At 35.4% G+C, this 18513-nt stretch carries 20 protein-coding genes; all 20 read right to left on the bottom strand.

Annotated features, from left to right (window positions below):
- Positions 1-44 precede the first annotated feature (44 nt).
- A complete protein-coding gene (locus DI487_RS03440; protein ID WP_109570595.1) occupies positions 45-1052 on the bottom strand; it encodes a glycosyltransferase family 4 protein in 1008 nt (335 codons plus the stop codon).
- Positions 1018-1737 (bottom strand): O-antigen ligase family protein, encoded by a 720-nt coding sequence (locus tag DI487_RS16510; RefSeq protein ID WP_317046258.1) that lies wholly within the window; start codon positions 1735-1737, stop codon positions 1018-1020. The genes DI487_RS03440 and DI487_RS16510 overlap by 35 nt, the downstream gene beginning before the upstream one ends.
- A gap of 2 nt (positions 1738-1739) precedes the next feature.
- Positions 1740-2378, bottom strand: coding sequence for a hypothetical protein (locus tag DI487_RS16515; RefSeq protein ID WP_317046259.1), 639 nt, complete (start codon positions 2376-2378; stop codon positions 1740-1742).
- A 3-nt stretch (positions 2379-2381) separates the two neighbouring features.
- The gene (locus DI487_RS03450) at positions 2382-3470 is read right to left on the bottom strand and encodes a glycosyltransferase (RefSeq protein ID WP_245896562.1); all 1089 of its coding nucleotides are present in this window, start codon (positions 3468-3470) and stop codon (positions 2382-2384) included.
- A 77-nt stretch (positions 3471-3547) separates the two neighbouring features.
- Positions 3548-4249, bottom strand: a complete 702-nt coding sequence (locus DI487_RS03455; RefSeq protein WP_109568418.1) for a sulfotransferase family protein — start codon at positions 4247-4249, stop codon at positions 3548-3550.
- Between the two features lie 2 nt (positions 4250-4251).
- Positions 4252-5367: a glycosyltransferase gene (locus DI487_RS03460; protein ID WP_109568419.1), complete on the bottom strand. Its 1116-nt coding sequence runs from the start codon at positions 5365-5367 to the stop codon at positions 4252-4254.
- Between the two features lie 69 nt (positions 5368-5436).
- Positions 5437-5991: a serine O-acetyltransferase gene (locus DI487_RS03465; RefSeq protein ID WP_170108163.1), complete on the bottom strand. Its 555-nt coding sequence runs from the start codon at positions 5989-5991 to the stop codon at positions 5437-5439.
- A complete protein-coding gene (locus DI487_RS03470) occupies positions 5988-7133 on the bottom strand; it encodes a glycosyltransferase family 4 protein (protein ID WP_109568421.1) in 1146 nt (381 codons plus the stop codon). The genes DI487_RS03465 and DI487_RS03470 overlap by 4 nt, the downstream gene beginning before the upstream one ends.
- A 1-nt stretch (position 7134) precedes the next feature.
- The gene (locus tag DI487_RS03475; RefSeq protein ID WP_109568422.1) at positions 7135-8172 is read right to left on the bottom strand and encodes an exostosin domain-containing protein; all 1038 of its coding nucleotides are present in this window, start codon (positions 8170-8172) and stop codon (positions 7135-7137) included.
- Complete coding sequence (locus DI487_RS03480; protein ID WP_109568423.1) at positions 8173-9558, bottom strand: hypothetical protein; 1386 nt, start codon at positions 9556-9558, stop codon at positions 8173-8175.
- 53 nt (positions 9559-9611) lie between these two features.
- A complete protein-coding gene (locus tag DI487_RS03485) occupies positions 9612-10313 on the bottom strand; it encodes an acylneuraminate cytidylyltransferase family protein (RefSeq protein WP_109568424.1) in 702 nt (233 codons plus the stop codon).
- 7 nt (positions 10314-10320) lie between these two features.
- On the bottom strand, positions 10321-10833 hold the full coding sequence (locus tag DI487_RS16520) for a UDP-N-acetylglucosamine 2-epimerase (protein ID WP_317046260.1): 513 nt from the start codon (positions 10831-10833) through the stop codon (positions 10321-10323).
- Between the two features lie 35 nt (positions 10834-10868).
- Entirely contained in the window at positions 10869-11474 is a 606-nt protein-coding gene (locus DI487_RS16525) for a UDP-N-acetylglucosamine 2-epimerase (RefSeq protein WP_317046261.1), read from the bottom strand.
- Entirely contained in the window at positions 11467-12483 is a 1017-nt protein-coding gene (locus tag DI487_RS03495) for an N-acetylneuraminate synthase family protein (RefSeq protein ID WP_109568425.1), read from the bottom strand. The genes DI487_RS16525 and DI487_RS03495 overlap by 8 nt, the downstream gene beginning before the upstream one ends.
- A gap of 173 nt (positions 12484-12656) precedes the next feature.
- A complete protein-coding gene (locus DI487_RS03500; protein ID WP_109568426.1) occupies positions 12657-13052 on the bottom strand; it encodes a response regulator in 396 nt (131 codons plus the stop codon).
- Positions 13053-13080: 28 nt separating this feature from the next.
- Positions 13081-13836 carry a LytR/AlgR family response regulator transcription factor gene (locus tag DI487_RS03505; RefSeq protein ID WP_109568427.1) on the bottom strand — a complete coding sequence of 252 codons (756 nt, stop codon included), beginning with the start codon at positions 13834-13836 and terminating at the stop codon, positions 13081-13083.
- A 31-nt stretch (positions 13837-13867) separates the two neighbouring features.
- Positions 13868-14284, bottom strand: coding sequence for a response regulator (locus tag DI487_RS03510; protein ID WP_109568428.1), 417 nt, complete (start codon positions 14282-14284; stop codon positions 13868-13870).
- 15 nt (positions 14285-14299) lie between these two features.
- Positions 14300-15595, bottom strand: coding sequence for a sensor histidine kinase (locus DI487_RS03515; protein WP_109568429.1), 1296 nt, complete (start codon positions 15593-15595; stop codon positions 14300-14302).
- A 114-nt stretch (positions 15596-15709) separates the two neighbouring features.
- Positions 15710-17584 (bottom strand): OmpA family protein, encoded by a 1875-nt coding sequence (locus DI487_RS03520; RefSeq protein ID WP_109568430.1) that lies wholly within the window; start codon positions 17582-17584, stop codon positions 15710-15712.
- A gap of 12 nt (positions 17585-17596) precedes the next feature.
- Complete coding sequence (locus tag DI487_RS03525) at positions 17597-18511, bottom strand: PorP/SprF family type IX secretion system membrane protein (protein WP_179948688.1); 915 nt, start codon at positions 18509-18511, stop codon at positions 17597-17599.
- Positions 18512-18513 lie beyond the last annotated feature (2 nt).

Here is an 18513-nt window from a genome sequence, read left to right on the forward strand (position 1 = left end):
AATAATGAATTTATTTAGACTTTTTAACATTTCAAAAACAGAAATTAACCTAAAAATAATTCTTTCCACAGCGTTTTTACCTCTTCCCAATCCCACTGCCCGGCTTTATCTCTTGCTTCGTAAACTAATTGTTTTGCTTTTAAAGGATTCTGTATTAATTCTAAAATTGCTGAAGTCATTTCTTCAACTGATCCGTCTGAAACCAAAATAGCATCTTTTTTATCTTCCAGTAAAAAAGGTAATCCTCCTACATTAGTTGAAATAACCGGAATACCAAGTGCCATAGCTTCCATGACGCTTACGGGAGTATTATCAAAATGGGTTGTATTAATAAAAAAGTCAAATGATTCTGAAAGTTTCCACCAGTCTTCTTTGGCTAATTTTCCGGTAAAAGTAACGTTCAGTTTTAATTTGTCAGCCAATTGCTTAACCTCCTCGAGAAGGTTCTCTTTATCGGGACCAACCATTGTAAGACTAGCCTCCGGATACGTTTCTGCTATTTTTTGCAACACATATACCGCCATTTCAGGATTGTAAATTTCAGCAAACGCTCTTACCCAAAGTAAATCAGGTTTAAATTGCTCTCTTCTTTTAAAAGGATACTGCTCAATCGCTATCGAGTTCGGTATAAAAACAACATTGGTATAGCCATGAGATTCAAAAACACTTTTCAAATAACCGGAGGGTGCAGAATTTTTATAGGCATGAGCAAAGATCATTCGCGTCAGACGAGGATTTCTTTTCAGCCTTTCCGGCAAATTACCACCGTGCAAAACAGGTATATAGCGTATGTCCCTTATTCTACAAATCTGACTGCATAAAAAAGCATACCAAAATGCTTTAGTGCTATAGGTATCTATCAGAACGTAATCGACATTCTTTTGAAAAGCGCAGGCAACTGCCATTTCCAGAATTCTATGAAAAAAATTCTTTTTATCGGAAACAGAAACTACTTCATACCCTTCTTCCTGTAATGCTTTGCCTAACGTTTCAACAGTAGTTGCATTGATACCATGCTTAGTTAATTTGTTCCCTATGTACAGTAGTTTCATTGGCATCTGTGAACTGAATATTAAGTAATGATAATGCGTAAATAAATGCCGGTGCTGCCAACCTCATAGCGGCATGATTGATCGTTAGTGCCCAAAACACGGCAAAGGAAAAAAGAAATATATTCTGCCGGTTGTTTAAATACATAAACATTGGCACTGTAAGTAAGATCACAAAGTCTATAATTCCGAATAAGCCATGCTCGGCCAACATTCTGGTAATTTCATTATGTGAAGCAGCCTCGATACCTGTTAATTCTTCTCTGTATTCTTTATTTTTTCCTACTCCTACTCCTAAGATCGGATTATCCAGAAACATCTGAATTTCCGTATTCATCAATGTTTCCCTACCTGACAATTTACTTTCTTTTTCTCTTCCTTTTATATCTTGGTTTGCATATCGTTTATCGATCATTCCTCCTGTTTGCAAGGAACTGTAAGCCCAGATGCCCATACTCAAAATAAAACCGACAATCAAATACACTAAGAACCTCCCTTTTGCTTTCAAATTCAAAACGATAAAGGTAAAAAAGGCTAAACCGCCTATCATTGCCAAACCGGTAATAACTCCTCCTCTCGAAAAAGTTACAATAGCTCTGAACGCTACTAATGCTAACAAAGCCGTATTAACCAACACCAGTTTTCTGTTTTTAGAATTAAATAAGATCTGAACAAAAAACAAGAACATCCCTAATCCAGAATTGTAGAAACCTGATTAGGTCCATATCCTCCTGAAGCTTCAAAATTAGATTGCGTATTAGTCACTACATTTTTTACACTTGGTGTAAATAAAAAGATATATGTAGTTACTGTTGCCAAAGGCAAAGTCATTGTTGTTAAAATATCTTTTATCTTTTCGAATGTTATGTTTCTTCCGACACAATAGATAGCACTGATTCCCAAACAGGCAGGACCGGAAATATTAAACGCTATGGCTTTTCGGATATTGGTATCAAATCTTAGGGTTTGAACCCCTACCAGTATTCCCGGAATTAATAGTATCAAAAAGAAGACATAGATCATGGATCCTTTCTTAATTCCGCTGTAGAACATTCCCAGCACCATTAGGATAATAATGGAATATTTTCCATATTCACTGAAGTGCATTCCGTTGGTCATCCTGAAAAAAACCTCTATAGCTGTTATGTAAGAAGCTACGTATAAAACTTCCTGATTCCTGTTCTGATTTTTGATAACATACCAAAGTCCGCCAAAAAAAAGGATCAGAGAAACAACTTTTGACAAAAAGGGAATTAAAAAACAAATTCCGCCTATCGCAATATGAATCACAATCAGTGTCAGATAATTATGTCGAACATCTAGCTTCATTCTCTATTTTAATACCTCAATATAATCTGTTATTACTTTTTCAACGCCGTAACGTTGCTCTATTTTCTGTTTTAAATTTGCTCCGAATTTCTTCATTTGCTCCAAAGCTTCAGCATCCGTCAGTCGGGTTAAAAGTCCGGCTATACCTTCTTCATCTAAAGGATCGAAAAGCAATCCGGTCTTTTCATTTTCTATCAATTTGGAACAATAGCCCACATTGGTTGACAGAACCGGCAATCCATAAGTACCGTATTCCAGAAGCGTAACGGGAAAACCTTCGTAAGTAGAACTTAAAACTCCTAGTGTCCCCTGCTTTAAAATATGTGGGATATCGTTACAACTTCCATACAAATATATGGATGATTGTAAATTTTTCTCTTTTATAAAGTCTAAAATATGCTGAGCGTAAGCATCTTCAAAATTCTTACCGATTAAATGAACTGTCCAGCCTTCTTCATAAACTGAAGATCGGTAGAATGCTTTTAAAAACAGAAGATGATTCTTAGGATTCTTTAAATTCGCTAAAAAAACAATTCGCTTTCCTTTTTCACCTTTTAGAGAAGTTTCTTTCTTTTCATGTTCTTGATCCTGAAGTGAAAAATTCGGAAGATATAAAACGGTTTTTGCATTTAATTTCTCTACACTCCACTCTTGCAATTCTTCGTTTACCGCTATGACCAGATAAAAGAATCTTGAAAATAGTTTTAACATAAAATCCGGCTTGGCTTGCCTAACTCTATTCCCGAAATGGTCGTGCCAAATCACTTTTACCTTGGGATGGGTTAATTTCACCAATACTGCCCAAAAAAAAGAGGAACTATGTGCATGAATAAAATCTATCTTATTTTGAACACAATAACTTCTCAGTTTTAAAAAAGCTTTAAGATCTAAATTATTCCGCTTATGCAAAAAAGTATAATGAACTGATTGCTTTAACTGTTGTTTTAATTCGCCTTCCTTTCGGGTAGCTCCTAATCCGGAAAAACTCAGCTTATCTACGAGTGCATTTGCATAATTGACAGCCATTCGTTCAGCACCGCCGGGTTCTAAACTATCAATAAGTTGGACAATCCGTATGTTTTGCTTTTGCACTTTCAAAAAATTAGTTTGTAAATATAAGGAATATTGATGGAGCTCAGAATTGAAATATTGTATTCCATATCTCGGAATTATTTATACAGCACTTTCTTAATGAACTTTTTAATCTTGGTTCCGAGAGCCGTTCGACTACTAGCTTTATTAACATGAGGAAAATCTCTTTGTGGCACTTTTACATTTAGAAAAGTACAGATCTTTTCCCATTTATCATCTTCTTTCAAATTAATTTCCAATAATTGCTTCGGTTTATCTTTAAAAAACTCTCTTACCGATGAGTTATGTTGCTTGTACACCTGTATGTATTTTTCGCTATCACTGAACATATCCGAATCCTCATAAATGTAATCGTGATAAGGATAGCTATTCTTACCGAAATGACCTTGCATACTCTTTATCCATTTCTCTTCATCTCTAATCGTCAGGATAAATTTAGCCTCCGGAAAACGATAGTATAGTTCTTTATACAATAAGAACCAAGGCGTATCCTGAAAAGCATCGTATTTATCAAATAAAGGCTGTGCCTGTTCCATTAAATATTCCGGAAAAGCTTTATCAGAGTCTTTATATCCGTATCCTTCTTTTAAACTTCCGCATACTCTGAATCCCAATGTAAGCATTGCTTTTCCTAATGAAGAGGTTCCCGTTTTATGATAGCCAATAACGAAGACTTTCTCCTTCCTTTTATTGAATATTCTTCTAAAAAGGCCTGCGAAGAACTCTCCTGAAGGCTTCATACTATTTACTTCATTTCTGACAAACTCGGGGAAAATCATATCTATGCTTTTAATAAATCCGATATTTCTGTTTCAAAATACTCAAGGGTATAGGTTCTGGACCAGTTCTCTCCGGCTTTTGACATGTTCTTGAATCCGGATTCTGAAAACATCTTTGTAAACTTTTCAACTTCTTTTTCCGGAGAATCAGAAACTAAAATGCCTCTTTCGCTACCGCCTAACATCCAGGAAACACAAGATATCGGAGTCACAACCGGGATACATCCCCAAAACATAGCTTCTGCAACAACTTTAGGCCAGCCTTCCGATTTGGACGGCAAAATTAAAAAGTGAGATACTTGCAGTTTTTCTTTCACTACAGCTTTAGGTTGGTTTCCATGTAAAGTAATGATCGTTTCTAATCCTTTTTCCTTTATATAATGTGTCAACTGTTCCCGTTCTGTACCTTCTCCGAACATGTCTAAGCGAACCTCAAATCCTTTCTTATAAAGTCCTTCTACAAATTGTATTGCCCACAAAGGTTGCTTTCCTTTGGATAATGTTCCTATGAACAAGAATTGCATTTCAGAAGAATAATCTCTTACTATCACAGGAAGTTTTTCTTGTTCAGAATAAGTTGCCGTGAAAAAAGGTTTAATATTCGTAGTCTGATCCGGCCATTCTCCATAAACCAACACCTGCATATTTCGGGTTAAAAAAGTATTTCCTACGATCTTTTTCTGTAAACGATAACTCCATGGCTGTTTACTTTTCGGATCCCAATTTCCGGCATATTTGACCGTTTTCTTCTTTTTAGGGTAACAAATTTGGGCTAAAGCTGCCAATAACCCTATATTTCCCGGGCAACGCAAATGGATGTGATCGGCATTCTTCATTGCCTTAAGAATGATAAAGAAATTAAGGATTGAAAGCCAAATCGCCTTTGGTAATTTATAAAGCGATTGAATGTCAAATTCTTTAAGTTCAATAGTTGGTTCTATCGAAAACGTTATTTCGTCTATCAATAATTTTCTGTCTTCTTTCCAGATCGGACAACAAAACCGGATTTGATCTACATGCGAAGCCCAGATCTTCATTTCTTTCTGATAGGGGCCATACATAAACCATTTTTCTTCCTTATGAATTAATGGTGCTGAAGAAATAACGAGAAGTTCCAAGAATTTAATTTTTAGTGCAAGTTACTAATTTTGTTCAAAATTAACATTTTAGTTTATAGAGATCTCTTTTTAAATATAGCCTGTTGATCCTTTATCTGAAATTTTAACAGCCGGAACACCTAACATCACTGCATTTTCAGGCACATCAGTTGTGACTAAAGAACAGGCCCCTATTACAGCTTTATTTCCGATTGCGATCTTTCCTGCCAGAACTGCATTGGCTCCGATATAAACCTCATCTCCAATGATAGGCACTCCTCTTTTGCTTCCCTGACCTGAAACTCCAATCGTAACGCCTTGTGAAATATTGCAATTATCTCCCATCAAAACATTAGCATTCAAAATAATACCTCCGAAATGACCTATATAGAACGAATGCCCTATTACAGCCGAAGCTGGTATACTAATCCCGGTGGTTATTTCAATTCCTTTTTGCCATAACAACATAAAGAGTTGCAGAATTTGCTTAAGCAAAGGAACTCTCATCCGATAAACCGTATGGGCAATCCTATATTGCATAATAGCCCAAAAACCCTGTGTCAAAAACACAATGGAGAAAAAATTCCCTCCATATTTTTTATATTTCTTATAATCGGTTGCAATTAGCCCTGCCCAACTCATCATGCTTTTATTTTTGAATAGAATGCTATATTCTCGGTTATACTATTTGGCAATGAAAATTTCTCAACAGCAACGGTTCTTGCCTGTTTTGCTATGTTCTTTGCTTTTTCTTTATTCTTAAATAACCAGATTATCTTTTCTGCTATATCTTTCGGTTCATAAGGATTACAAAGCAAACCGGTCTCATAAGGTACAATTACTTCCGGACCTGGACCCATTTCGGTAAATATAACCGATTTTTCCATAGCCATTGCTTCAGGAGCAACTAACCCCAGTGTCTCCATGTGCGACGGAAATACACAAACTTCAGCTTTTGCATACACTTCAGGTATTTGCTGATAAGCTATACTTCCATGAAAAATAACATCTTGGTCGTAAGGCGCTATCTGAGGTAATTCCTCTCTTCGGAGCATTTCAACATAAGAACTCCCATCCGGGTAAAACCAATCCCGTCCGTAAATATTCAATACGGCCTGTGGCACTTCTTTTTTAACCAGAGGAAAAGCTTGTATCAGTTGTCTGACTCCTTTTTTTTCACAAACCGTTCCTGCGAATGTAATTGTATTTTCTTCAACTTTACCGGGAACCGGATTAAAAACATCCGTATTTATCGGATTAAAAATAGTGACTACGGGTTTATCATTATAACTTAGATACTGAGCCGTATGCTGTTTTACATATTCCGAAACGGCGATAAAGGCATCTGCTTTCTTAAAAGATCTTTTTTCCTGAAAGCCTTTCCATTTGTTAATTTTTCTTTTTTCTGCTTCCGCAAAAAAATGATGACCGCCATGCAATCGTATCACATATTTGATGCCTTTTATTTTTTGCATGAAAGCTAAGCCCAGTTCGGCTGTTTCCACTATATCTATAGGGTTTTCTTTATGGATCTTTTTTATGGTTTTATTAATTGCCATTGCATTAAAGAACCAGGAAATACCTTTTATTTTACTCTTCTTTATCCTGTATATTGCTATCCCTTGTTGTGTCTCTTCTTCATCTTTATCGCTATAATTCATCCCGACTACAGAGACGTTGTACTTTTCTTTGACCAAAGCTTCTGCCATGGTTTTTACAAAGCTACCTACTCCTCCGTGAGGAAAGCCTTCTTTAGGGTATTCATTCGTGATAAAACAAATGTGCATTTTATACCTGTTTTTTCAGCTCTTGCTGAAAGTTACTAAAATATCCTTCCTTAGTGAAATACTGTTCCCAGATTGCCCTGTTCTCTGACTGAATTTGCTGAAATCTGTCGCCTTCTAATTGTTTATGGAAATTTGCGATTTTTTCTTCAATACTTTCAAATGCTCCCGCATCAACTATAACAGCCTGTTTATTCCAATCGATTGACTCACTATAAGGCAACTGACAATCTGTATCTACAAAAACAGGTATTCTTCCCATAGCCAGTGTTTCATAAAAACGAACAGAGAAATTCCCCGCTCCCCGTAAACAGAAGGTATAAGGGTTCTGCTGTATATTGCGGAAGAACTCTAAAGACGTTCTTTTACGGTCTTCTTCAGTTTGAATTCCGGCTCTGTATTTTTCCCTGAAAATAAAATCTGTTTTAAGCTTACTTTTTGATTTTAATTCCATTAGATAATGGAACCTTTTAATACTGGACGGATAAAACAATTGAAAATCTGTAGCTTCTTTACCTAATAGTCTTTTTATATTTCCTTTTAAAAACACTATACCTTCTTTTGTCCATTTTCGAATTCCTTTTGCCGAATGTCCTACAAATCCGATCGACGGTTTTTCTTCATAAGGCAAAAGTCTGAACTCTAATTGGAATTTTTCCAACGGATCTTCAATAAAAGGAGGCATGATAAATGTGTTTTCAGGCAGTTTACTTTTAAAACCTCCTAGCCTTATGGTGATGACATCCGCATCATGAATGGTTTTACCAATATCTCCGGCAGTAAAAACAAGTAATTTTTTATGTTCCTTTTTCGCTAATGCTAGAAAATCTTCATAGTACTTTTGCTGTCCGTTTTGTAATAAATATTCAACGGAAAGCGGCAAAGCCAAAAAATCAGCATCCTGAACCTTAGTTACAATTTCATAATACTCTAAGAGCTTTTTATTCTCTTTGACCAAATATTCGACCAATGGAAATACATACCCCCATTTAGGCGCTTCCTTTACTTTCAGAACATCAGTATAAAGTTTGATCTTTTCCATTTATTTTGTCAATAATTCGGCTATGTGAACGGAAGCTTTATCTAACGGATGTTTAACGATCTTTTGCAACCACTTCTTTCTATCTTTTGCTATTGCTTCCGGATGTTGCAAAGCATGTGCCACTTTGTTCTTTATTTCTTCTTTGGTATTGAACCATTCAACCGGTTCTAAACCGTTCATGCTTCTGAAATGCTGGTAATTATAAACCATCTGAACAGACCATTTCCCATCCGATACTTTATCATAATTGATATAAAAACAAGGCTTATTGAACATGGCAAAATCGTGTGCCATAGTAGACCCTAAATTTACAACGAATTCACAATGAAAAGCTAAATTGACCTGCATATCCACATCTTCGCGTTTAGCATAAAATGCGCCCCAATTTTCATCTTTATTCGGTACATTCCACAGCGGGTCGATCGGAATGATTGTACCTTTATATTTTTCTAAAATGCTATCGTATCTTGCAGAAAAGTCAACCGGACAGCGTCTGAAAATAATTTGCGGTCGCAAGGATTCTTCTATTTGAGAAACGGCTTGTGCCAAATCTTCTAAATATTGCGGATCGTACGGTGATGTTTTCACATCGTCTCCGCTGTAACAAATCCATTTTTTCTGAGCATCTAACCCGTGTTGTGAAGCAAATGTTTCCCTTGAAATGATCTTATTCTTTTGCAGGTAAAATTCAAACTGCGGTGTTCCTGCTACAATTACATTTTTGGCTTCTATTTCAGGATAATAGGTATGCATCTCCTCTTTCATATAATCTGACCAAACTACATAGGTATCTGCCAGAACAGCCAAGCGCCCTTTGGGCAAATTATCCCACGAATAAATAACGGCTGTAACCGGAATATTCAGTTGCTTTGCGGCAATACAGATTGGCATTAATGCAGCTACTCTTTGATGGGTTATAAAGATTGAGGTGGGTTGAATCTCTTGTAGTTGCTTTTTGTAAAAGGCGATCGTTTTGACCGGCCAGTTGTTACGAGCTGTTTTTTCCAGAAAGAGAATATTTTCGTAATTCTTAAAAGTTCTTTTTCCTAAAAACTGAGCTACTTTTGTCAGTGCTTTCAGTGCTTTCCCCTTAGGCGAATAATTCCAGTTTTTTAAAATAGTCGGGTTACTAACTTTATCAGCATTATTACACAAACGTGCATAGGTAGCTGATTCACGCGCTATTCTGGTTACTATTCCTTCCTTCGGTAAATTGAGCGGAAAATATTCAAATTCATTTTCGATCTGATAAAATGCCTTTTCGGGCAAGGGACTTAATAAGGCTATTTTATTTCCTTTGAGTTCATCAAGTAAGTTAGAATACAAATAATTACGAATTCCTACACCATCCGGTACAACAAATAAAATTTTAGTTGTTTTATCCATTTTTTTCTACCCTAATATTATCTTTTTTGAACTTTATTTTTCTGTTCTCAATTTTATTTATATTGTCTGGCAATTTCTTCTGCTTTTAACCAATCTTCCATTGTATCTATGTTCACAAAATCATCTGAAGCAGATTCTATATAACCTATTGTTTCGCCAAACAAGGTATTGTACTTTGTTATCCATTCTGTTTTTATCAGATAGACGGAACCGTCTCTGTAATAACTTTGCGGCAATTCCTGTCGTCTCGGAATTATTGTTTTTTCTCCGGTAGCTATTTTTAATTTACCCTCTTTGGCATCTGAAACTTCAAATACCCAATGAGGATTAAATTGATGCGGCACCGGTAAAACACTGATCAAAGTATCTGCATTTGTTCTGATAAATTTATCTATAGCTTCATCAATAAAACCTTCTCTTCTAAACGGTGTTGTAGGCTGAAGGATACAAATTGCATCAAAGAATTTGCCTTGATCTTCAAAAAATCTAATAGCATGCTTTAAGACTTCTATAGTGGGCGTTTTGTCTTCCGCCAGTTCTTTTGGCCTGATAAAAGGGATAGAAGCTCCATTTGCTTTGGCTATCTCGGCTATTTCTTCAGAATCAGTCGAGACAATCGTTGTGGTCAGTTTTTCACTCTGATTCGCACTGTCTATGGTATACCCTAACAATGGTTTATTGCCTAATGGTTTAATATTTTTCTTAGGCACTCCTTTAGATCCGCCTCTTGCCGGAATTACTGCCAATATTTTCATTCTTCAATCAGTAAGTTATGGTTTTATGGAATTTTAACGGAACTGTCGACAACAAATCTGCTATTTTTTCTCCTGCATTCCCGCCACCGTATACATCTGAACTTTGTGGTCTTGCATTTTCAATTTGTTTTAAAATAGCCTGTTTGATCTCTTCTTTGTTATAATCGACATCTTTTACGTTAAATCCTCTGTCTCTTTTATTTTGTCTTGATCCGATATTAACCACCGGCACTCCCAAGTAAGCACACTCCCGGATTCCGACACTGGAATTCCCGATCAGGCACATTGATTTATTTAATAATTTCAAGAAATCATCTCCTGTCATGTTCTTAAAGAAATGGACGTGCTCTAATTTATTAAATTCTCTGTAAGCTCTTATTCCTGTCGAAGTTCCGTCGGCACCTGCATCAACATTCGGCCAGAACCACAAAGTAGGGATTTTTAAATCGTCGATTGCTTTTAAGGTTTCTTCTATATGTCTTCTGGAATCCTGATATTCATTTGTTACCGGATGCTGCATGACTACCAGATATTTTTCTAAATCCGGTTTGGCTCCTACTCCCCATATTTTTGGTATGGATCGAAATCTAAATTTGAAGTCTGAACATCTTTAGCCAAGTCAATTGACGGGCAACCCGTATTGTATACAAAGTCCGGTTCTTCTCCCAACTTTATCACTCTCTCTTTTGCACTTTCTGAAGCTACAAAATGGTAATCTGCCAATTTAGTGATAGCGTGTCTCACTTTTTCATCGATGTTCCCTGTTACTTCTCCTCCCTGAATATGAGCTAACGGAATATTCATGTAAGAAGCAGCTATAGCCGTTGCCATAGTCTCAAAACGATCTGCAACAGTAACCACGATATCCGGTTTCAGATTATCAAAAACCGTTGACAATTCTAAGATTCCTATTCCGGTTGTTTTTGCAGCAGCGGTCAGGTTTTCGCCCTCCAGCACATTGAAAACTTTTGCATGAATCTCAAAACCGTCTTTTTTAATATAGTTCACGGCTGAACCGTAGCGATCTAATAATGCAGAGGCCGCTACAATAAGTTGCAATTCCAGTTCGGGATGGTTTTTTATAGCCTGAATAGCTGTTTTAACTCTACTATAAGATGGTCTTGCGGTAACCACTACCGCTATTTTTCTTTTTCTATTCATGTCCTAAATCTTCTTCATTTAAGAAACTCCATTTCTTTAAAGGCTTTCTCAACTTCTTACCGATTACAGTTGAGAAAAGTGCGGCATCAATACCATATCCTTTGGGCTTTTTAGCTTCCAGATCTGCAAATGAAAGTTGATGTCCTTGCGGCAGGTCTTTATTCACTGCCAAAGATTTTTCAAAGATATGTTTTAATTCCTTAAATGTTTCGTTTCGGTTTTTATCGACAGGATGATCCAATGCTATTTTTATATTGTTCACATAGTGAACTAATTCTTTGATCTCGTCAATAGTCAGAGATGATTTTGAATCGGGTCCGAATTGTCTTCTGTCGAATACAGCATGAAATTCTATAATTTCAGCACCTACAGCTACTGCTGCTATATTTGTCGCGATATTAGCTGAATGGTCTGAATAGCCCACTTTTACGCCATAACGTTCTTTTAGTTCCTGAATAACATTGAATCCGTATTGTTCCGGTAAAGTGGGATATGAAGTTGTGCATTGTAAAATGGAGAAAGGTGATTTTTTGCCTCTTAAGAAAGCAACTGTCTCGTCCAGTTCTGCAAAACTGCTCATTCCGGATGATAAGATGACAGGCTTACCCGTCTGAGCAATTTTTTCCAGCATAAGTAAGTTATTTACTTCTCCCGAGCCTATTTTGTATTGTGTTACTCCGATTTCTTCCAACCAGTCAACAGCCTGATTACTAAAAGGAGAACATAAAAAAACTACGCCTGATTCATCACATTTCTGTTTGATCATTTTCCACTGGTCCAGAGTAAAGCTCATTCTTTTCCAATAGTCATAACGCGTATTATCTTCTAATGAGAACTTTACCCGGAAAGGTTCGTGTTCACTGCTTTCGGCTTCAGGAATATGCATCTGAAACTTTACAGCACTGACTCCTGTTTCTGCTAAGGCTTCAATGAAAGAAAACAACATGCCTAAACTGCCTTCATGTGCCTGGCCAATTTCGGCTATTGTATAAATTAGGGAATTATCCATATATACTTTTTACGTTTAAGAAACCGTAGTGATCAAGTTCTTTGCTGTATTCAACAACAAATATGTCACTTGTTTGCACCTGATTTCTTTATCTTCATCCTATCTCGACAAATGTAACATTTTTTGAAATAGCTGAAAACTTATTGCAAAAAGATTAAACGGATTTTGCTTTTTTATTTTGCTAATAATGGTTCTAAGAATTCTCTACTGATCGGCTTACTGGCAAATAATACCTTGACATCACTTTTCATCTTCTTAACATGAAAATCATCTATTGTAGTTGAAGTCACGCAAAGTTTTACTTTCTGACGCAGGACGATCGGTATCTGATTGTATTTTTGAATAAACTCGAAACCATCCATCACTGGCATATAGATATCTATAAACAGAATATCAGGGAGTTTATCTACTTTCTCTAAATTTTCCATCAGATATTCTAAAGCTAATTTTGAAGAATTGAATTCCATTATCTCTATATCCGGATTAATGCTTTCGATTAACGCAGATGTGATGTAACAATCGAACTCGTTATCATCAATAATCATGACTTTTTTTATTGTTTTCTTCATCTTAAACAAAGTAGATTAATAACTATAATCACAATCTCATAAATTTAAAAAACTCATCCTGTCTCCTCTTGGCAACAGGTAAAACGATCCCATTTATAAATTCACAATACGTACCGTCTTTTTTAATGATCTTATATAATTCTTTTACATTAATCACATAAGAATGGTGTATTCTGAAAAAAGACTTCTGGGGCAACGTTTGTTTGTATTCGCCAAGATTTTTACTGGAAAATATCTTGGTTCCGTCTTTTAGCTGTATTATTGTATAAGCGCCTTCTGCTTTGAGAAAGATTATATCAATTATCTTAACAAGATTTATTTTATCTGACGAGGAAATAGCGATAACATCCTCCATTTTATTTTCTTCTTCAGTAGTATTCACCTGAATCACTTTACTGTTTTGATAAGCCAATTCCATTTCTCGATATCTCATAACTCTATAAAATGCTATAATGAGTAAATTTAACTCTAAAGGTTTTAATAAAAAATCTATGGCATTATATTTAAACGCTACACAGGCATCAGAAGGTTCCCCAGACATAAAAATAAATTTCGGAATCACGATCTGCATCTTTTTTAATTGTTCTATTGCCTCATAGTTTTGTTTATTGCAATTCATAATGATACAATCCGGGCGTTCTTGTACTATCAGATTCAAAGCCTCTTTCAAAGTACTATTTACAGACACCACAGTTACAATAGCACTATAGTTTTCAATGATTTCATTGAAAAACTGTATAGTTTTCTTATCATTTTCAATTAAAACTGCTTTCAAATAATTCATAATGGGGTGCCCTAGATTCTACAGGGGGGAATTAATTAAACTTTTTCAAATAGCCTTCTATTATATCATCTAAAATTTCTTTGGTTAAAGGTTTGGTCTTAAAAGAGAAAAGCTCCTTTGCTTTCTTTGCCTTTAAAAAATCTTCCGGGTTTTCAGATGTTGTCAAGATCACTACGACTTTCCGGTCTTTCAGTCCATCTTCTAATTTTCCGTATTCTTCTAAGAACTCCCATCCATCCATTCCGGGCATGTTTATATCCAGAAAAATGATATTAGGGAAATTCCCATCTTCCGAATTTCCGGCCTCGAGATAATGGAGGGCTTCCAGTGCTGATTGTTTGGCAACAATATGTTCAGCGGCGTTGTGCTTTTTTATCACTCTTTCGTGAACAAAATTATCCATCTCATTGTCATCAATTAACATAATACATTTTACACTTTTATCCATTTTTCTTTTTTTATTTTACCTTTTCAATGTAAACTTAAAAATGCTTCCCTGCCCTAAAACGGATTCAATCCATATTTTCCCTCCATGTAGCTCAACAATCTTTTTACAGTTTGTAAGCCCTATACCATAGCCTTCATACTCTTTATTGTTGTGCAGTTTTTGAAAAATATAAAATACTTTATCAAAATTTCGTTTTTCAATTCCTATTCCATTGTCTATTACTGAAAACTCATAATATCCTTCTATTTCTTTACATCTGATCTCTATTTTAAGTTTTTCGTCATTTCTTCTGAACTTAATAGCATTACTGATCAAACTTTGAAAGAGCCTCTTCAATTCTAACGAATATCCGGCAATTAGGGGCAATCTATCAAACTCTATGCTCATATTTTCCTGTATCTTCAGGTCTTCTAAATCGCCTAATATTCTCTTTACCACTATATCCAGATCACAAAGTACCAATTCTCTGTTCCTTCCTATTCTGGAATAAACCAGCAAACTGGTTATCAACCCTTCCATTCTTTTAGAAGCTTTCTCAATATTTTGCAGATAGCTTTTTACTTCGTCGTTTAAACTGTCTTTATGATCTTCATCTATAATCTGGATGAAGTTTGATATTCCTCTCAAAGGTTCTTTCAGGTCATGAGACGCAATATGATTGAACTGTTCCAGTTCTTTATTTTTTTCTTTTAAAGTAAGGTTTGCTTTCTCCAGTTCTATTTCTTTGCTCTTATGTTCTTCTAAGGCAGCTTTTAACGATAAAAGCACATACCCCCCTACCAGAAGTATAATCATATTTGAAAAGATCACTAAAAAAATAACGACCCATAATTTTCGATCTACATGGTCTGTGTAAATTCTTATTGCTTTTTCCATCTCACCAAGATAAATATCCTGGTTTGCTACAATATCTTCTAAATCAATTTTTCGCCCGTCTTTATATTCGATAAGTTGCTTTTTGACAAACGCTATTTCACGATCTAATTTCGGAAAATCATCTAACAAAAATTGCACTTCATCTTTTGACAAAAGTAATTTCGACATATCTGTATTGAATCTTTTCAGTTGGTTTTGTCTATGTTCCCAATCTTGAACTGATTCTTCTATATCTGAAATATTCTTTTCCTTATTTTTTTGCTGTAGACTGTAGAATTCTAAAGCTATTTTTTGACCGATCATTCTTTGCTTTCCTACCAGATTGATCAAATTAGCATCCTCCTTTTTATTGTATAGAAAATATTCAATAAGAAACTGATTTACAATGACGAGTAAAACAGAAAATACTGCAATTACAATATTCTTTTTTCTCATTAAGTTGTTTCTTTTACTATAGCATTAATAAATTTATCTAAAAAAAATAAAAAAAACAACTTTACTTGTTAAATAACCTATAAATACCGACAAAATGCACTTTCTTTATGCTTGTTATCTTACAATAAATTCACTTCTCCTATTTACTTTATGCTCAGATTCACTACAATTTACACCGTTTGAACAACGGTTTAACAAACGGGTTTCTCCAAAACCTTTTGCCCTTAATCTATCACCACTCACCCCGTTTACGACTAACCAACTCTTTGTCGCTTGCGCTCTTCTTTCTGACAGTTGCATATTGTATTCGTCCCCTGCCCGACTATCGGTATGAGATTGAATATCAATATAAATATCCGGAAATTGTTCCATTACAACCAGTAATAAGCCTAATTTTTCTTCGGCTTCTTTTGTTATGTTGTATTGATCCAGGTCAAAGTAAATATCATTGATCTGAAGTTTCTTTCCTACATCTTCTCCTTGCTCAATAATCAGATCTTTTGGTTCTAAAAATATCTCACTAGGCAGACCTTGCTCGAAGTTATATACCAGCTCTTCCGTGAAATATTTATCCTTTTCGACTCTGAGGATATAGATATCGGTAAGGTTTAATTTCTTAAATCTGAAAATACCTTTTTCATCACTTAAGGTTTTTTCTATCAATTCAAAATTTTCATTATACAAGGCTACCGTAGCATTAACCAACGGATCGGAGCTAATCTTATTCAGTAAAGTGGCTGCAATACCTGTTTGAGCTTTCAGGTTAAATTTGTAAATATCATCTAGGCCTTTACCTCCTTCTCTGTTTGAAGACACATATCCGTAATCAGCATTCGGATTGCGGTAATAGGCAAAATCATCCCATGACGAATTTATAGGTTCGGGTAAACACAGTACATCCAAAACCTCAATTCCGTTCCACAATTTTGCCTTAAAAATATCCAATCCTCCGAATGTCATCCTTCCGTCAGAAGCAAAATACAAACCTGAATTATCTTCTATGGCAGGAAAGGTCTCTCTTCCGGATGTATTTATTATGTTCCCCAAATTTATCGGCGTTCCGAACTGCCCTTTGTTAATTTCTACTGCATAAATATCTGATTGTCCGTAACCTCCGGGCATATCAGAAGAAAAATACAGTATCTTTTCATCTGTACTCAAAGCCGGATGAGCACAATTGTATTGGTTACTGTTAAATGGTAAAAAAACAATATCTTCCCAGTTTCCTTTTTCGTCAATAGTTGCTTTTACGATCTTTAAGCCATACTTTTCATTTTTGTGATCTTTTCCGGTAAGATCATTAACCGTAAAATAAACGGTTCTCCCGTCTTTAGAAAACACAGGACTGGATACATTATAGTCTAACTTTTCAATTCCTTTGACCATAGCACTCTTATACTGCTTTTCCGTGCTTCCCGAATACAAACTCAAATACGGTAATTTTGTCCACTGATGTTTGTTACGGTGCTGTTTATTTTCCCTGTTACTGGTAAAGATCATTGTATTTTTGTCTTCTATCAAACCATACTCAGAAGTAGCTGTATTTAAAGGTAAATTCTCAATTAAAGTAACAGAAAAAGGCAACAACTTTACGGTATCTTGTTCCACTATTTTTAAATTATATTTTTTACTGGCCCTAAGGTAAAGACTGAAATATTCTTTAGCTTTATCGTATTGTTTAAGTGTTTTCAATACTTGATAATATCTGAAATAAACCATTTCATTCAGTGAGCCTTCCGGTTCATTAGTCAATAGTTTCTCATACCATTCGGCTGCTTGTTCATAAAATGAATTATAGTAATAGGAATCTGCTAACAACTGAATCATTTTAGCTGAACGGTATCCTCTGGCGATTGTCTTCTCATAAAGCTGAATCACTTCCATATAGTTTTTTTTGGCATACTGTTTTTCAAGCTCAGTTTGAAAATTAGTCTGAGCCATTGACAAAAAAGATTCAAATAACAATATGTGGAACAATACTCTTTTCATGCCTTTCCAATTCTAAAAAAATCTCGGGGATTCTATAATTTTTCCTTTCTCAGGTAATTCTAAGCGTAAGAAGAATTCATGTGTTCCTGAATTATAGTTTGCAAGCCGCGAAGTTTCCGCATCATAGGAATACCCTATTAGCAAACCCGGTGTTAACTGAAAAGAAGCAACTCCGCTAACGGCTCCGCTTATCCTGTAAGACGCTCCGATTTCGAATTTTTCATAAAATCTGAAATTAGAGGTCAGATCGACCTGTACTTTACCTCCTTGAATTACTTTTGTTAAAAAAGCAGGTTTGTATTCAATAGTAGAAGTTACTGTAAAAATATATCCTCCGACAAAATAATAATGCAGATGATCTGTCTTGGTACTTACTATTTCATCATTGTAATGTTTGGTCTCTAAAAAATTCGGTATGGAGAATCCCAGATAGTAATTGTACGAGTACCAATACAATCCGGCACCGAAATTAGGCGACACCTGATTGTTTATATTATATTGATATCGCGGATCAGATGGATCATAAAAGGATAATTTTGAATAATCTACATTTAAAACATCCAAAGAGGCTTTCAGACCAAAAGACAAAGTGGAAAGGTTAGAAAAATAAATGCTATAGGAAAAATTAGCCGAAATGTTGTTTTCAACGGATGGTCCCAGTTTGTCATTATTTATTATTAATCCCATACCTACTCCTTTTAATCCTACCGGGCTATTCACGGATACACAATTTGTTATCGGCGCACCGTCGAGCCCGGCCCATTGTGACCGATGTAATCCAAAAACACTGAAAACACCTCTCGAACCGGCATAAGCAGGGTTGAACAACATCGGGTTAAACATGTAATTGGTGTATTGTGGGTCTTGTTGTGCAAATAGTATAGTAGTGGAAAACAATAAAATAAGTAATTGTAATTTCTTTTTCATCT

The organism is Flavobacterium sediminis (assembly GCF_003148385.1).
Classification (GTDB): domain Bacteria; phylum Bacteroidota; class Bacteroidia; order Flavobacteriales; family Flavobacteriaceae; genus Flavobacterium; species Flavobacterium sediminis.

Excerpts from the sequence above, each read along its gene's own strand:
- DI487_RS03440 (WP_109570595.1), bottom strand. The coding sequence starts at position 1,052 with ATGAAACTACTGTACATAGGGAACAAATTAACTAAGCATGGTATCAAT.
- DI487_RS16510 (WP_317046258.1), bottom strand. The coding sequence starts at position 1,737 with ATGTTCTTGTTTTTTGTTCAGATCTTATTTAATTCTAAAAACAGAAAA.
- DI487_RS16515 (WP_317046259.1), bottom strand. The coding sequence starts at position 2,378 with ATGAAGCTAGATGTTCGACATAATTATCTGACACTGATTGTGATTCAT.
- DI487_RS03455 (WP_109568418.1), bottom strand. The coding sequence starts at position 4,249 with ATGATTTTCCCCGAGTTTGTCAGAAATGAAGTAAATAGTATGAAGCCT.
- DI487_RS03465 (WP_170108163.1), bottom strand. The coding sequence starts at position 5,991 with ATGATGAGTTGGGCAGGGCTAATTGCAACCGATTATAAGAAATATAAA.
- DI487_RS03470 (WP_109568421.1), bottom strand. The coding sequence starts at position 7,133 with ATGCACATTTGTTTTATCACGAATGAATACCCTAAAGAAGGCTTTCCT.
- DI487_RS03475 (WP_109568422.1), bottom strand. The coding sequence starts at position 8,172 with ATGGAAAAGATCAAACTTTATACTGATGTTCTGAAAGTAAAGGAAGCG.
- DI487_RS03480 (WP_109568423.1), bottom strand. The coding sequence starts at position 9,558 with ATGGATAAAACAACTAAAATTTTATTTGTTGTACCGGATGGTGTAGGA.
- DI487_RS03485 (WP_109568424.1), bottom strand. The coding sequence starts at position 10,313 with ATGAAAATATTGGCAGTAATTCCGGCAAGAGGCGGATCTAAAGGAGTG.
- DI487_RS16520 (WP_317046260.1), bottom strand. The coding sequence starts at position 10,833 with ATGCAGCATCCGGTAACAAATGAATATCAGGATTCCAGAAGACATATA.
- DI487_RS16525 (WP_317046261.1), bottom strand. The coding sequence starts at position 11,474 with ATGAATAGAAAAAGAAAAATAGCGGTAGTGGTTACCGCAAGACCATCT.
- DI487_RS03495 (WP_109568425.1), bottom strand. The coding sequence starts at position 12,483 with ATGGATAATTCCCTAATTTATACAATAGCCGAAATTGGCCAGGCACAT.
- DI487_RS03500 (WP_109568426.1), bottom strand. The coding sequence starts at position 13,052 with ATGAAGAAAACAATAAAAAAAGTCATGATTATTGATGATAACGAGTTC.
- DI487_RS03505 (WP_109568427.1), bottom strand. The coding sequence starts at position 13,836 with ATGAATTATTTGAAAGCAGTTTTAATTGAAAATGATAAGAAAACTATA.
- DI487_RS03510 (WP_109568428.1), bottom strand. The coding sequence starts at position 14,284 with ATGGATAAAAGTGTAAAATGTATTATGTTAATTGATGACAATGAGATG.
- DI487_RS03515 (WP_109568429.1), bottom strand. The coding sequence starts at position 15,595 with ATGAGAAAAAAGAATATTGTAATTGCAGTATTTTCTGTTTTACTCGTC.
- DI487_RS03520 (WP_109568430.1), bottom strand. The coding sequence starts at position 17,584 with ATGAAAAGAGTATTGTTCCACATATTGTTATTTGAATCTTTTTTGTCA.
- DI487_RS03525 (WP_179948688.1), bottom strand. The coding sequence starts at position 18,511 with ATGAAAAAGAAATTACAATTACTTATTTTATTGTTTTCCACTACTATA.